General features: G+C 68.6%; 13 protein-coding genes. 2 read left to right on the top strand and 11 right to left on the bottom strand.

Annotated features, from left to right (window positions below; all coding sequences use genetic code 11):
* Window positions 1-146 precede the first annotated feature (146 nt).
* Window positions 147-1,295 (bottom strand): flavodoxin-dependent (E)-4-hydroxy-3-methylbut-2-enyl-diphosphate synthase, encoded by a 1,149-nt coding sequence (gene ispG / locus NBV68_RS04820; RefSeq protein ID WP_296307656.1) that lies wholly within the window; start codon window positions 1,293-1,295, stop codon window positions 147-149.
* Window positions 1,296-1,398: 103 nt separating this feature from the next.
* On the opposite strand from ispG, the gene NBV68_RS04815 reads away from it, so the two are divergent.
* Window positions 1,399-2,337, top strand: a complete 939-nt coding sequence (locus NBV68_RS04815; protein ID WP_296307655.1) for an alpha/beta hydrolase — start codon at window positions 1,399-1,401, stop codon at window positions 2,335-2,337.
* Here the strand turns inward: NBV68_RS04815 and NBV68_RS04810 are convergent.
* Together NBV68_RS04810 and NBV68_RS04805 are read right to left on the bottom strand one after the other, a co-directional pair.
* Window positions 2,334-3,284 (bottom strand): SDR family NAD(P)-dependent oxidoreductase, encoded by a 951-nt coding sequence (locus NBV68_RS04810; protein ID WP_296307654.1) that lies wholly within the window; start codon window positions 3,282-3,284, stop codon window positions 2,334-2,336. The genes NBV68_RS04815 and NBV68_RS04810 overlap by 4 nt on opposite strands.
* A 15-nt stretch (window positions 3,285-3,299) precedes the next feature.
* Complete coding sequence (locus NBV68_RS04805) at window positions 3,300-3,812, bottom strand: GNAT family N-acetyltransferase (protein WP_296307653.1); 513 nt, start codon at window positions 3,810-3,812, stop codon at window positions 3,300-3,302.
* A gap of 73 nt (window positions 3,813-3,885) precedes the next feature.
* Here NBV68_RS04805 and NBV68_RS04800 point away from each other — a divergent pair, with 73 nt between their 5' ends.
* Window positions 3,886-4,959 carry an isoaspartyl peptidase/L-asparaginase gene (locus NBV68_RS04800; RefSeq protein WP_296307652.1) on the top strand — a complete coding sequence of 358 codons (1,074 nt, stop codon included), beginning with the start codon at window positions 3,886-3,888 and terminating at the stop codon, window positions 4,957-4,959.
* 129 nt (window positions 4,960-5,088) lie between these two features.
* Here NBV68_RS04800 and bla read toward each other — a convergent pair whose 3' ends face one another.
* The 8 genes from bla to NBV68_RS04760 all read right to left on the bottom strand — a co-directional run bounded on the left by bla (window position 5,089) and on the right by NBV68_RS04760 (window position 13,468).
* Window positions 5,089-6,018 carry a class A beta-lactamase gene (gene bla, locus NBV68_RS04795; RefSeq protein ID WP_296307651.1) on the bottom strand — a complete coding sequence of 310 codons (930 nt, stop codon included), beginning with the start codon at window positions 6,016-6,018 and terminating at the stop codon, window positions 5,089-5,091.
* 2 nt (window positions 6,019-6,020) lie between these two features.
* Entirely contained in the window at window positions 6,021-6,962 is a 942-nt protein-coding gene (locus NBV68_RS04790) for an RDD family protein (RefSeq protein WP_296307650.1), read from the bottom strand.
* Window positions 6,959-8,056: a stage II sporulation protein M gene (locus tag NBV68_RS04785; RefSeq protein ID WP_296307649.1), complete on the bottom strand. Its 1,098-nt coding sequence runs from the start codon at window positions 8,054-8,056 to the stop codon at window positions 6,959-6,961. Before NBV68_RS04785 ends, NBV68_RS04790 begins: the two co-directional genes overlap by 4 nt.
* Window positions 8,056-9,375 carry a DUF58 domain-containing protein gene (locus NBV68_RS04780; protein ID WP_296307662.1) on the bottom strand — a complete coding sequence of 440 codons (1,320 nt, stop codon included), beginning with the start codon at window positions 9,373-9,375 and terminating at the stop codon, window positions 8,056-8,058. The genes NBV68_RS04785 and NBV68_RS04780 overlap by 1 nt, the downstream gene beginning before the upstream one ends.
* 58 nt (window positions 9,376-9,433) lie before the next feature.
* Window positions 9,434-10,390: a MoxR family ATPase gene (locus NBV68_RS04775; RefSeq protein ID WP_296307659.1), complete on the bottom strand. Its 957-nt coding sequence runs from the start codon at window positions 10,388-10,390 to the stop codon at window positions 9,434-9,436.
* A 2-nt stretch (window positions 10,391-10,392) separates the two neighbouring features.
* Window positions 10,393-11,790 (bottom strand): DUF4350 domain-containing protein, encoded by a 1,398-nt coding sequence (locus NBV68_RS04770; protein WP_296307648.1) that lies wholly within the window; start codon window positions 11,788-11,790, stop codon window positions 10,393-10,395.
* The gene (locus tag NBV68_RS04765) at window positions 11,787-12,512 is read right to left on the bottom strand and encodes a hypothetical protein (RefSeq protein ID WP_296307647.1); all 726 of its coding nucleotides are present in this window, start codon (window positions 12,510-12,512) and stop codon (window positions 11,787-11,789) included. The genes NBV68_RS04770 and NBV68_RS04765 overlap by 4 nt, the downstream gene beginning before the upstream one ends.
* A gap of 62 nt (window positions 12,513-12,574) precedes the next feature.
* Complete coding sequence (locus tag NBV68_RS04760; protein ID WP_296307646.1) at window positions 12,575-13,468, bottom strand: prephenate dehydratase; 894 nt, start codon at window positions 13,466-13,468, stop codon at window positions 12,575-12,577.
* Between the last annotated feature and the right edge of the window lie 43 nt (window positions 13,469-13,511).

Raw genomic sequence — 13,511 nt, 5'->3', positions numbered from 1 at the left:
GCGGGCGAGGGCCGCCTCGACATCGGCCATCGCATCGGCATCGGAGGCGTAGAGGCGCGCTTCGGGATGGGGCGCGGCGGCCGCCTGCGGCACGCTCGCGCATGCGGCCAGCGCGAGCGCCAGCATAGCCGCCACGAAAGCGCGGATCACTCTGCGGCTTCGGCGGGCTGCGCGTGGGGATCGAAGGCGGTCGCCTCGCCCGCTTCGATGGCTGCGGCCTTTTCCTCGACCAGCCGCACGATGTGATCGAGCATCGCCTCGTCATCGATTGCATGGGCCTTCATGCCCGAGAGGTAGACCATGTGCTTGCCATTGCCCCCGCCGGTCAGGCCGATATCGGTCTCGCGCGCTTCGCCGGGGCCGTTGACCACGCAGCCGAGCACCGACAGGCTCATCGGGGTCTTGATGTGTTCGAGCCGCTTTTCGAGCGTTTCGACCGTGCGGATCACATCGAACCCCTGCCGCGAGCAGGACGGGCAGGACACCACCCGCACGCCGCGGGTGCGCAGGCCGAGGGCCTTGAGCATGTGGTAGCCGACCTTGATCTCTTCTTCCGGCTCGGCGGAAAGGCTGACGCGGATGGTGTCGCCGATCCCGGCCCACAGCAGGCTGCCCATGCCGATGCTCGATTTGACGGTGCCGCCGATCAACCCGCCGGCCTCGGTGATCCCGAGGTGCAGCGGGCAATCGACCGTTTCGGCAAGGCCATGATAGGCTGCGACCGCGAGGAACACGTCGGAGGCCTTCACCGCCACCTTGTATTCGTGGAAATCGTGGTCCTGCAGCAGCTTGATGTGATCCAATGCGCTTTCGATCAGCGCTTCGGGGCAGGGCTCTCCATATTTCTCGAGCAGGTCTTTTTCGAGCGACCCCGCGTTGACCCCGATGCGGATTGCGCAGCCATTGGCCTTGGCGGCGCGCACCACCTCGGCAACGCGCTGCGAGGAGCCGATATTGCCGGGGTTGATCCGCAGGCACGCCGCGCCAGCGTCGGCCGCTTCGAGCGCGCGCTTGTAGTGGAAGTGGATGTCGGCAACGATCGGGATGCGGGATTCGCGGGTAATTGTCTTGAAATCGCGCGTCGATTCCTCTGTCGGGCAGGAGACGCGGATGATGTCCGCGCCCACTTCCTCGCAGCGCCGGATCTGGTCGAGCGTCGCGCGCACGTCCTCGGTCGGGGTGTTGGTCATGGTCTGCACGGTGATGGGAGCATCACCGCCAACGGGGACATTCCCCACCATGATCTGGCGCGATTTGCGCCGCTCGATCGTGCGCCACGGACGGATGGAAGACATGGGCTGCCATATAGGCGGCAAAGCGTGGGCAGGCAATGACAAGCGCGCGCGGCTTGACTTGGCGCAGGCGTGCGGCAGTCTGGCTCGCAAACAGGGAGAGACCATGCTGACCCATTCCTCGATCGAGCTGCGCTCGCCCACGCCCAGCCTGCTGATGCGCGCCGTCAAGTGGATGGTGAGCCGCCAGACGCCGGTCTTCCCGCTCGACGAGGCGGGGTTTCATGCGGCGATGGCGGGGCGCAAGCTGCCCCTCGATGCGCCGATGCCCGCGGGGCTGCGCCGGAAGTTCATGGTCGAGGAGCGCGAACTCAACGGCCACAAGGTGGTGACGCTGCATCCCAAGGGCGGGCCCGCGGAATGGCACATGCTCTATTTCCACGGCGGCGGGTTCGTGAAGCCGATGTTCAAGGTCCACTGGCCGCTGGTCGCCGCAATGGTGAAGCGGTGCGGGATGAGCGTCACCGTGCCGCTCTATCCGGTGGTGCCCGAGGCGCCCTACACCGCGCAGGACGATCTGGCGGACGCGGCGTGGGCCGATCTTGCCGCGCGGCACAATCCTTCGCGGATCATCCTCAACGGGGACAGCGCAGGTGGGCACATGGCGCTCGCGCTCGCGCTGCGGCTGATTGCGGCAGGCGGCGCGCAGCCGGGCAAGCTGGCGCTTTTCGCCCCTTGGCTTGATCTAGGCCTCGCCGACCCCGCGATTGCCGCAATCGAGCCGCATGACGTGATGCTCAAGATCGGCACTCTGCGCGCCTGCGGGGCGATGGTCGCTGCGGGGCGGGCGATGGACGATCCCGCGGTGAGCCCGCTTTACGCCTCTGCCGAGGCGCTCACGGCCCTTCCGCCGACGCGCATCTGGACCGGGCGGCACGACCTGTTCATCATCGATTCGCGCAGCTTCCTCACCCGGCTGATCGAGGCCGGCGTGGACGCGAAGCTCTACGAATACGAGGCCGCGCCCCACGTCTTCATGGCGATCCTCCCCACCCGTGAGGCGAAGGATGCGCTCGGTCTGCTGGCGGAGTTCGTCGCCGCCTAGCTCGGGTAGCGCACCCCGGTTGCCTCCTCGCTCATCGCCCACAGGCGGTCGGCATAGCTGGAGTTGACCGCATAGGAACGCACGCCGCCGGTGGAGGATTCATCGTCCACCTCGCCGACGTGGCAGTCCTCGCAATAGACCCCGCCCTTGCCTTCGAGCTCTTCGGCGGTCGCCGCCCAGCACGAGGTCGCCGCGCCCTGGGGGATGCTCTTCCACTGGAAGCCGGAATCGCGCGAGGTGACGCGCGCCATCAGCGCCTCACGCATCTCCTCGGTCATGTGGCGGCCGAGGTTGGTCTCGATCCCGCCGGGATGCACCGCATAGGCGTGGATCCCGAGCACCGAATAGCGCGCGTCGAGCCCGACCGAGAACAGCACGTTGGCGGTCTTGGAATGGCCGTAGCTGATCCACGGGTCATAGGCGCGCTGCGTGAAATGCGGGTCGTCGAAATCCACCGGTGCGAAGTGGTGCCCGCGGCTCGAGAGGTTGACGATGCGCTTGAGGTGCCCGCGCTCGATCAGCGGGAAGAGCTCGCCGGTCAGCGCGAAGTGGCCAAAATGGTTGGTGCCGATCTGCATCTCGAAACCGTCATGCGTGTGCTGGAACGGCGTCGCCATCACCCCGGCATTGTTGATGAGGATGTCGATCTTCTGGAACCGTTGCCGCGCGCGCGAAGTGGCGGCGCGGATGTTCTCGAGGCTGGTCAGGTCGACCGTCAATGTCTCTAGCTGCGCCTTGGGATGCTCGGTCCGGATCGCGGCGACCGCTTCATCCAGCTTGGCCTGATCTCGCCCGGCCATGATCACCTCGGCCCCGCGCGCCGCCATCGCCCGCGCGGTCTCCTGCCCGAGGCCCGAATTCGCCCCCGTGATGAAGACCGTGCGCCCCGACAGGTCCTTGCCCGCCAGCACCTCGTCGGTGGTGCTCCCCCAGCCGAATTCGCTCATGTCGCTCTCCCTCGCTTATAGCTTCAGTTCATATAGGAATTCGGGGTCGAGATGTTCCCCGACCTTGAAGGTGATGTCGGCGATCTTGGCAAAACCGTAGCGCTGGTAGAAGCGATGTGCGCCGAAGTTCTCGGCATAGACGCTGAGCAGAATGGCATCGTGGCCATTCTCGCGCGCGTGGGCGAGCGCCCAGTCCATCAGAGCAGCGCCGATCCCGTGGCCGGTATGGGTGGGCAAGGCATAGAGCTGGCCGAGCTCGATGGGGTATCTCGCCTCGGAATAGCCGCCGAACTTGGTGGGGTAGCGCAGCTTGCAGAAGGCGATCAGCGCGCCGTCATCCTCGGCGAGGCGGTGGATGCAGTCCTCGGCGGCGATCTCCTGCGCGACCGCCTCGGGGCTGTACACCTCGGCGAGGAAGGCGGCGAGGTTTTCGGGCGTGTAGAGGTGCCCGAAGGAGGCGACGAAGGTGTCGGCACCGAGCTTGCCGAGGGCGGGCGCGTCTTCGATTGTGGCGGGGCGGTAGATCATGCCTCGCCCTAGCGCGCGAGGGGCGCGCTGTTAAGCTGGCGAAACCAACGGGGCCGCGTTACACCCTGCGGCCATGAAGAAACTCCTTGCACTGGTTGCTCTCACCCTCATATCCCAACCTGCACTTGCCGAAGAGGCCCCGAAGTGGTCGCTGGCGATCCACGGCGGCGCAGGCACGCTCGACCCCAAGGCGATGACCCCTGAAAAGCGCGCGGCTTACGAGGCGGATTTGCAGCGGGCGCTGGATGCGGGATCGAAGATCCTCGCCGAGGGCGGCGCTGCTATGGACGCGATCAAGGCCGCGATCGTGATCATGGAGGATTCGCCCCTCTTCAACGCCGGCAAGGGCGCGGTGTTCACGTGGGACGGGACGAATGAACTCGACGCCTCGATCATGGACGGGCGAGACCGGTCTGCGGGCGCGGTCGCGGGGGTGAAGACGGTCAGGAACCCGATCCTGCTTGCCGACACGGTGCGCACGCAGAGCGAGCACGTGTTCCTCGTCGGCAAGGGCGCGGAAGATTTTGCGGTCTCGAAGGGCTTTGCCGTGACCCCGCCCGAATATTTCGCCACCGAAGCGCGGCGCGAGGCCTTGGAGCGGCTGAAGGCGGAGAAGCTGTCGGCGCTCGATGTCGACCACAAGTTCGGCACGGTGGGCGCGGTGGCGCTCGACCAGAGCGGCAACATGGCCGCGGGCACCTCGACCGGCGGGATGACCGGCAAGCGCTGGGGCCGGGTGGGCGATGCGCCGATGATCGGCGCGGGGACCTATGCGGATAACCGCGCCTGTGCGGTGTCGGCGACGGGTTGGGGGGAGTTTTTCATCCGCGTCGGCGTGGCGCATGAGATTTGTGCGGCTCTGCGTGCCGCCAGATTTCAGGCAGCGACAATCGCGGGGCCTGATGCGGAACTCCATGACCAGTGGCTTCCCGGCGAAAACTACGCGCAAGAGGTCGCCGATACCGTGATGGAAGATGTCGCAAAGCTCGGCGGCGATGGCGGGGTGATCCTTGTTACGCCCGAGGGCGAGGCGATCTTCAGCTTCAACACCACCGGCATGTATCGCGGCCGTGCGACCAGCGCGGGTGTGCGCGAGGTGGCGATCTTCGGCGGCGAGGAGAAGGCGTCGGCGACGCCGGATCATTGAGCAACCTACTCCCCTCCCGCAAGCGGGAGGGGCTGGGGGTGGGGCGAGGCCGCAGGCCTCGCTCTGACGTGGCTGCTTACGAACGGGCCCACCCCCCGACCCCCTCCCGCAAGCGGGAGAGGGAGAAGTTCAGTAAAGCTTCCCCACCAGCGGCAATCCGCGCTCAGGCTCGGCTAATTCCTTGATGATGCGGCCCACCCGGGCGAGGGTCTCGGCGCCGATGGGCTGCATTCCGGCTTCGGTCTGGCGCGCGCGGAAATAGCAGGCGAAGGTCAGCGGAGCCTCGCCCTTCGGCCCCTCGGCAAAGCCGATGTCGATGTAGTTGTATTCCGTCCCGCCGATCAGCCCGCTGCTGCCCGTTTTGTCGCCCGCGACCCAGCCTTCGGGAAGGCCGGCGCGCACCCGGCTGAGGCCGGTTTCGGTGGCGACCATCCAGCGCTTCAACTCCGCCCGCTCAGCCTCCGGCAGCACGTCGCCATAGACGATTCTAGCCACCGTGCGCGCCATCGCGGCAGGCGTGGTGGTGTCGCGGAATTCGGCCGCGGGGACGAGGTTCATCTCGGGCTCGTAGCGGTCGAGGCGGCTGACCTCGTCGCCGAGGCTCCGCCAGAAGGCGGTCAGCCCCGCCGGACCGCCCAGATTGCGGAGCAGGATATTGGCCGCGGGATTGTCCGAGGTGATCTGCGTCGCCCGCGCCAATTCGCGCAAGGTGGCGCCGGTCGCGATTCGTTCGCGGGTGAAGGGTGCGTGGGGGATCATGTCCGCCTCGGTCCACATCACGCGCTTGTCGGAGTCGATCGTGCCCGCCGCATGGCGCTGGAGCAGCAGCGCGGCGAGGCTCAGCTTGAAGGAGGAGGCATGCCCGAAGCGGCGGTCCTGATTGATCCCGACGCTGGCCCCGGTGACGGTGTTATAAATCTCGACGCCCAGCGTCCCGTTGCCGGCCGCCTCGATGATCCGCAGTTCCGCCGCGAGCCGCCCGAGCGGCGACTGGTCGGGCGGAATGCACGCGCCCGCGCCCAGCGCCAGCGTGCCGCCCAAAAAGAACCGTCGATCCATCCTCATGCAAACTTGTCCGCCTTGCGCTTGCCGAACCTCAAGTCGGCTTCGAGCTTCGCGCGCAATTGCGCATAAAAGGCCTCGAGGAAAGCCCGCTCGTCCCCCGCGCCGGGGTCCCAGCCAATCTTGCGGCAGATCGTGGCGTGGACGGCTTGGAGCGCCTCGTGCGGGCTGTCGCGCAGCATGCGTTCGAGGGTCTGGAGCTCCTTCTCGCCATAGATCGAAAGCTCCGCCTCGCCGAAGGCATAGCGCACGCCGGTGACCCCGCTCGCGCCTTCCGCGGCCGCCGCGCCCTCGGTCGAGAGCACCTTGGCGAGCTTGGCGCGCGGGCGCTCGATCACCCAGGTGCCGGCGATGATGTCGCCTGCGCGCAGGGCATCGCGGTTGAAGAACGGGAACAGCAGGAACAGCGCGAACCAGCCGGTCACCACCCAGCCGAGCACGCCGATGGGCTCGCCCCGCTCGGCCAGCATGGCGAGGACGAGCAGGGTGATGAGCGGATAGAATATCTCGATGTCGCGCAGCAGGTTGCGCGCGATCACCGCTTCCGGGGTGAGCCGCGCGGCCCCGCGCGCGGCGATGCGGATGCCGACGATGCGCTTGCCCAGCGTCGCCCCGCGCGGGCCGAGTTCCTGCACAAGGAAATAGCCGTACCACGCGCAGAACACGAGGATCGCCATGGCGATGCCGAGGAATTCGAGCGCCGCGCTCGACATCTCGTCAGGGTCGAAGCCGGTCGCATTGAGCAGCCCGCGGGCGATGTAGTAGATCGTGATCTGGACGATGATGAGGCCGAACAGCAGGATCATGAAGTCGATGATCAGCGCGCCCGCGCGGGCGGCGCGCGGGGCGATGGCGATGGGGAGCGCAAGACCCTCGGGCGTCACCAGCGTGCGCGCGCGCTTTTCGTCGCGATAGGCGGGGGCGATGCCGCGTCCGCTCATGCGACGCTCTCCGGCGTGGCGGCGGCGGCGGAATTATCGTCGGGGCGCGGGGCGGGGCGATAGAGGACAAAGTAGCTGAGCCAGAACACCAGCATCGTCCCCCCGATCACGAAGCGGCTGGCGGTGTCCTCGACCAGCTGGCGCGGATAGGCCTCGAGCAGGGCGGCAACCACCATCATGATCGTCACGCCGACCATCACCACCGCAGAGCGGCGCCCGGCGGCGGCGGCGGCCTCGAGCACCGGCAGCTTGCCCGGGAAGGCCATCGCCCGCCCGATATGCAGCCCCGCCGCGCCCGAGAGCATGATGCCGAACAATTCGGTCGTGCCATGCACGGAGAGCCACGCGGCCAGCTCCACTACCAGGTTCTGCCCGTTGTAGAGCCACAAGAGCACGCCCATCAGTGCCATGTTGTGCACTAGCAGCAGCAGCGAGGGGATGCCGAAGGCGAAGCCCAGCGCGAAGGCGAGGATGCACACGGCCGAATTGTTGCTGAACAGTTGCGCGGCAAAACCGGCGAGCCCGGCGGCGCCTTCGTCATGCTTCAGTACCTGAAGCAGCTCCTCGCGGCTCGCCCCCGGCTGGCGCGGATCCATGCGGCCTCCGGGGAAGAGGCGGAAGAACCACGCCTCGTCCTGCGCGACCAGCAGCCAGCCGACGATGGTGCCCGCGACCATCACGAACAGCGCGATGCAGATGTCGAGCCACAATTCGCGCACCGCGCGGCTCCAGCCGCCGAAGATGAAGCCGCGCAGCCAGCGCACGAATCCCATGCGCGGCCCGTATACCTGGAACCACGCGCGTTGCACCAGCGCCTCGAGATAGGCGAGGGTCGCGGCGTCCAGCGACGTCTCGCGCGCCACCGACAGCGAGGAGGCGGCGGTGCGGTAGAGCGCGGGCAGCGCGATCAGATCATCATCGGCGATACGCCTGAGCCCGCCTTTCTCCATGCGGACAAGGATCGCCTCCAGCCGCTTCCACTCGCCCTCGCGCTCCAGCCGGAAGCGGTCGGAACGCAGCGTGGCGCTGGCAATGTCGGGCGGCGCCTCCACCGCGCCGCGGCCAAACCATGAGGAGATGACGGGGGCCTTCATCAGCCAATCGCCTCGCTGTTGCGGATCGCCAGATAGCGGTCGATCAGGCGCGGGCCGATGCTCTCCCACGGGGCTTCGAGCACGTCGATCCCGAGCCGCCGCAGCCGCGTCAGCACCAGCTTGCGCTGCTGGGCGAGGCTGTCGGCGGTGACGCTGCGGGCGAGGGTGGCGATGTCGCCGGGATGCGCGGTGATCAGCTCCTCGACCTCGCTGTCGGTCATGGTGACGAACAGCACGAGATGCTTGTTCACCAGCCGCCCGAGGCTTTCGACCATCAGTTCGGCGGCGGTGGGATCGGTGAAATCGGAGAACACCACAACCAGCGAACGGCGCTGGAGCTTGGCGGTGAGCGTCGCCAGCGCGAGGGTGAAGTTGGGCTCCACCGGCTCGTAATCGAGCCCCGCTGCCGCGCTCTGCAAGCGGTGGAAGGCGCGCGCGTCGGCGATGAAGGGGGTCATCAGCTGCGGCCGCCGGGCAAATCCGAACAGCGCGACCTTGTCCCCGCCCTTCAGCGCGACATAGCCGCAGGTCAGCGCCGCCGAGACCGCGCGGTCGATGCGCGGCAGGCCGTCGACCGGTTCGCACATCGCCTGCCCGCAATCGAAGGCGAAGACGATCTGGTTGTTGCGCTCGCTCTCGTTCTCGCGCGCGAAGAGGCGGGTGTGGCGCGCGCTCGCCTTCCAGTCGATGCGGCGGCGGTCCATGCCGGGCTGGTATTCGGAGAGCGCCTCGAACTGCGTGCCCTCACCCCGGATGCGGCGGTTGATGAGGCCGATCTGGGCGTTGCGCAGAAAGGTCTGCAAGTCGGGCGAGCGCACCGGCGAGAGGTCGGGCCAGATGCGCACGGTCTTGCCGAGCGCGTAATCGAACTGCCGCCCGCCGAGGCCCAAGGGCCCCACCCAGCGGATCCATGCGCGCTCCACCAGCGCGGTGCCGCGGCGGGTGGGGGTGAGGGTGGCCTCGCCGCGCCAGCCTTCGCCATAGGGCTCGGGGGTGAGGGTGAGGGTCACGCGGCCCTCCGCCGCCAGCCGCGGATCGCAGGCAAGCGCGACATCGGCGTGGGCAGGCTGGCGGCCGGCAAAGCGCGCGGTGATCGCGAGGTTGCTCGGCTGGCCGACCTCGATGTCTTCGGCGGTGCGGATCTCCCAGCCTTCGAACTTGCCGATCAGCAGCGCATCCACCGCAATCAGCAGCAGCAGCGCGCCCCCCAGCAAGGGCGCGGCGATCCATGCCCCCGGCGCGGTCGCGGCGATCACCACCGCAACGGGCGCGAGCGCGGCGGCTGCCCATGCGGCACGCTCGGACGGCGCGATCACCATCAGCGGCCGCAGCGGCAGCAGCAGGATGCCCAGGACAAGGCGGAGGACGCGGATCACGTCAGCGCGGCGCTTCGGTCGCTTCGACCAGCTCTGCCACCAGCGACTCCATGTCGCGCCCCTCGATCTCGGCGGCGGGCGAGAGCGTCAAGCGGTGGCGCAGCACCGGCACGGCGAGCGCCTTGACGTCATCGGGGATCACATAGGCCCGCCCGTCGAGCGCGGCGCGGGCGCGCGCGGCGCCTGCCAGCAGCACGGCGGCACGCGGGGATGCGCCTACGGTGAGCTCCGAATGCTCGCGGGTCGCGCGGATCAGGCCCACGACGTAGCGGGTGATGTCCTCGGCCACGGTGACCTCGCCGACGGCGGCGGTGGCTTCGGCAATCCCTGCGGCGCTGGTCACAGCGGTCACGCCCAGATCGGCGGGACGCTGCGGGCCCGAACGCTTGCCATAGGTGGCAACGATCCGCGCTTCCTCCTCCTCGGCGGGGTAGGGCACCAGCAGCTTGAACAGGAAGCGGTCGAGCTGGGCCTCGGGCAACGGATAGACGCCCTGGTTCTCGATCGGGTTTTGCGTGGCGAGCACCATGAAGCGGTCCGTCAGCCGGTGGGTCTCGCCATCCAGCGTCACGCGCCGCTCCTGCATCGCCTCGAGCAGTGCGGCCTGGGTCTTGGGCGGGGTGCGGTTGATCTCGTCGGCGAGCAGCAGGTCGCAGAAGATCGGCCCGCGGGTCAGCGTGAACTGGCTGGTCTGGAAGTTGAACAGGTTCGAACCCAGAATGTCGCCCGGCAGCAGGTCGGGCGTGAACTGGATGCGCCCGAAATCGAGGCCGAGCGTGGTGGCAAAGCTCTGCGCGAGGAAAGTCTTGGCGGTGCCCGGCGGGCCTTCGAGCAGCACGTGGCCCTCGCTCAGCAGCGCCACCAGCAGCATGTCGACCATCGGCTCCTGCCCGACGATCGCCTTGGCGATCTCGGCACGGATGGCGCCCGTGAGGCTCCGGACGTCTTCGAGTGTCATGGTCATTTCGGTCCCTGTTGCAATTTGGTGGCGAGATCATCGAGGCCTTGCGCGGCGGCGAGGATGTCGGCGGGCTTGGCCGCCGCCTCGAGGCGCGCGGCGCGGCGGGTGAAGGGTTCTTCTTGCGGAAGGCGGCGGGCGAGGGCTGCGTCGATTGCGTCCGGATCGGGCCGCGCAAGGCCGAGCCGCTCGGCCAGCCGCCGCGCGGCGAGCGCGGCATAGGGCGCGCCCAGCAGCCGGAAGCGCCGCGCGCGCACGATCAGCCCTGCGCCGTTGGCGATCAGCTGGCGCTTGCCGAAAGCAATGTCGGGCCCGCCGCTCGCGGCTGCCGGGCCGAAGCGCTGGAACGCGCGCCAGCCGACGATGAGGAGCGCGATGAGCAGGCTCAGCGTCGCGGCAAGGAAGGGCGGGCGGAAGGCGAGGGTGAGCAGGTTCTCGGACGCACCGAACCCGTTCAGCGTCATGTCGAAGACGACGTGGTCGATGTCCTCGGGCTCCGCCAGTCGGTCAACCAGCGCGATCGCGGCCGCTGCGCGCTGGCTATCGGCAAGGCCATAATTGTTGGCAAGATCGGGGTCGGCGAGGAAAATCACCGGATAGGCGCGCTGGGTGAAAATGTCGGCATCTTCCTCCTCGGCGCTGTCCGGTTCGCTGCGCGCGCCCAAGTCGATGCCGAAGGCGAGCACCCGGCCTGCCGGGTCGATGATCAGCCCCTGCTGCCCGCCTTCGAGCTCGGCGTGGAGCACTTCCTCGCGCGGCAGCTTGCCCGACAGCCCCATCCCGCCCCAGCGCGCCGGAGGGCCTGGCTTGGGCGGCGCAGCCTCCGCCTTGGGGGCAGCGGATGGGGCCGTCTGCGGGGGCCCAATGTCGAAGGCCATGGCGTTGGCCTTGCGGGGGTGGATGGCGTGCTGGAAACGATAGGGCTCCGGCAGCTCGTCCGGCCATTCGCTCGGGGATGCGCCGTTGATCGTCACCCAGCCGCGCCTGAACTTCGCCTGCACCTTGGGCGGCAGATTGGGGCCGGGCGCGTTCGCCCACCACTTGCCCATGATCACCAGCGTCGGCCCGAGCAGGCGGCGCTCCTCGAGGATCTCGCCGATCTCCTCGGCATCGCTGTAGATCGCCGGGGTGAGCACCAGCAGGTCGCGGGTTTCGAGATCCTGCGCATTGCGCGACCGCTCGACGCTGTAGCCCTGCGCCTCGACCAGCTGGACAAGCCCCGCATAGCCGTTGAGCCCGTTGCTCGCCGCATGCGCCTGCCCGCGCCCGCGTTCCCCCCCGAAATCCGCGTCCGCGCTCATCAGCCACAGCATCGCGAGAAACAGCGCAAAGCCGCCCGCAATCAGCGCGAAGGCCCCGAGGCGCGAGAAGGCAGCAGGGCGGGCGGCAGCAGCGCTCATGCGGCGAGCGCCTTGCGGTCGAATCGGGCCCCATCAATTCGGGCCAGCGCGAATTCCGCATAGGCGGCGCGGGCGGCCTCCCAGTCGGCGCGTTCAAGGCGGCGCAGCGCGAACAGCGAAGCCTCCACCCGCGCCGCGATCACCCGGAAGGCGTCGCGCGCCGGAGCGGGCAGGGCGGGCAGCATCGCAAGCTCGCGCGCGGTGCTCGAAGGCTCCACCCAGTCGGGCCGCGCCGCGCTGATCTGCGCGACGCTGCGCTGGAGCAGCAGATGGGTCGCCTCGTCGAAGCGCCCTTCCGCCGCGAGCCGGTCGGCATCCTCAAGCAGCGCGAGGCTGGCGGCAGCATCGGGGCGCCAGGTGTCTTCTTGCGCGGGGCCGCCCGCGGATTTGGTCTTGCGCCCGAAGCGCAGCAGCGCAGGGTCGATCAGGCGGATCACCAGCACCAGCGCGAACAGGCCGACCAGCACCACCGGCACCCAGCGCAGCCACCACCACGAATCCGCCATCGCCTCGCCGAGCGGGGCGAGCACCTCGGCCAGCCACTTGAAGAAGGCGTCGAGCTGTTCGGAGAGCCAGCTGGGCTTGGGCGGGGGCGTTTCCGGAATGGTGACCGGAGCGAACTGGATGTCGCCATCGGCGCGCAGCTCCCCCCATCCGGCGGGAGGCGATCCGCCTGAATTGGCTGGCGATTCAGAAAGGCTTTGTGCGGCCGCTGCGGTCATCCCGGACGCGGTGGTGGCACGCCCTCGGCGGCGGCGCAACGGGAAACCGCGTTACCCGCGCCTCAGGGTCTGGCGCGGCCCTGTTCGTAGCTGCCGAGGATGCGCAATTCCTTGGAATGGAAGGCGCATTCCTCGAGCGCGCGGTCCACCGCCGGATCGCCCGGCGCGCCGATGATGTCGGCGTAGAAGGTGGTCGCGGCAAAGCTGGTGCCCTGCTGGTAGCTTTCGAGCTTGGTCATGTTGACGCCGTTTGTCGCAAACCCGCCGAGCGCCTTGTAGAGCGCGGCGGGGATGTTCTTCACCTCGAAGATGAAGGTGGTCATCAGCTGGCGTCCCGCGAGCGTTTCTCGCGCGAGCGGCTCGCGTGCCAGAACCACGAAGCGAGTCATGTTGTCGGCGCTGTCCTCGACATTGTTCTCGATGATGGTGAGCCCGTAGAGCTCGGCGGCGAGCGCCGGGGCAATGGCCGCGACGTTGGGATCGCCGCGCTCGGCCACGTAAGCCGCCGCGCCCGCGGTGTCGGCGTGGCTGAGCGGCACGATCCCGCGCGCGCGCAGGTAATGGCGCGACTGGCCGAGCGCCTGCGGGTGCGAATAGGCCGCCTCGAAGGGTCCGCTTCCCAGCGCCATCAGCGCGTGGTGGATCGGCATGAAATACTCGGCCACGATATGCAGGCCGCTTTCGGGCAGCAGGAAGTGGATATCGGCGACGCGGCCGTGCTGCGAATTCTCGATCGGGATGATCGCCGCGCCCGCGCGCCCGTCCTTGACCGCCTCCAATGCGTCCTCGAAGCTGAAGCAGGGCAGCGGGGCGAGATCAGGGCGGGCTTCGGTCGCGGCGCGGTGCGAATTGGCGCCGGGGGAGCCCTGAAAGGCGATAGCGCGCGCCGGATCGGCGGCCGCGGCGCGCTGCATCCGGTCAACGATGTCGAGGGCGGGGCCGGGGAAGGATCGCATGGGCCCAAGCGCCTAGAGCCGTGCGCGCGGGCGCACAAGTCTT

The organism is Erythrobacter sp. (assembly GCF_023653175.1).
In the GTDB taxonomy this organism is placed as follows: Bacteria; Pseudomonadota; Alphaproteobacteria; order Sphingomonadales; family Sphingomonadaceae; genus Erythrobacter.
Note: the sequence above shows the minus strand (reverse complement) of the source record. Positions and strands in the feature narration are given on the sequence as shown.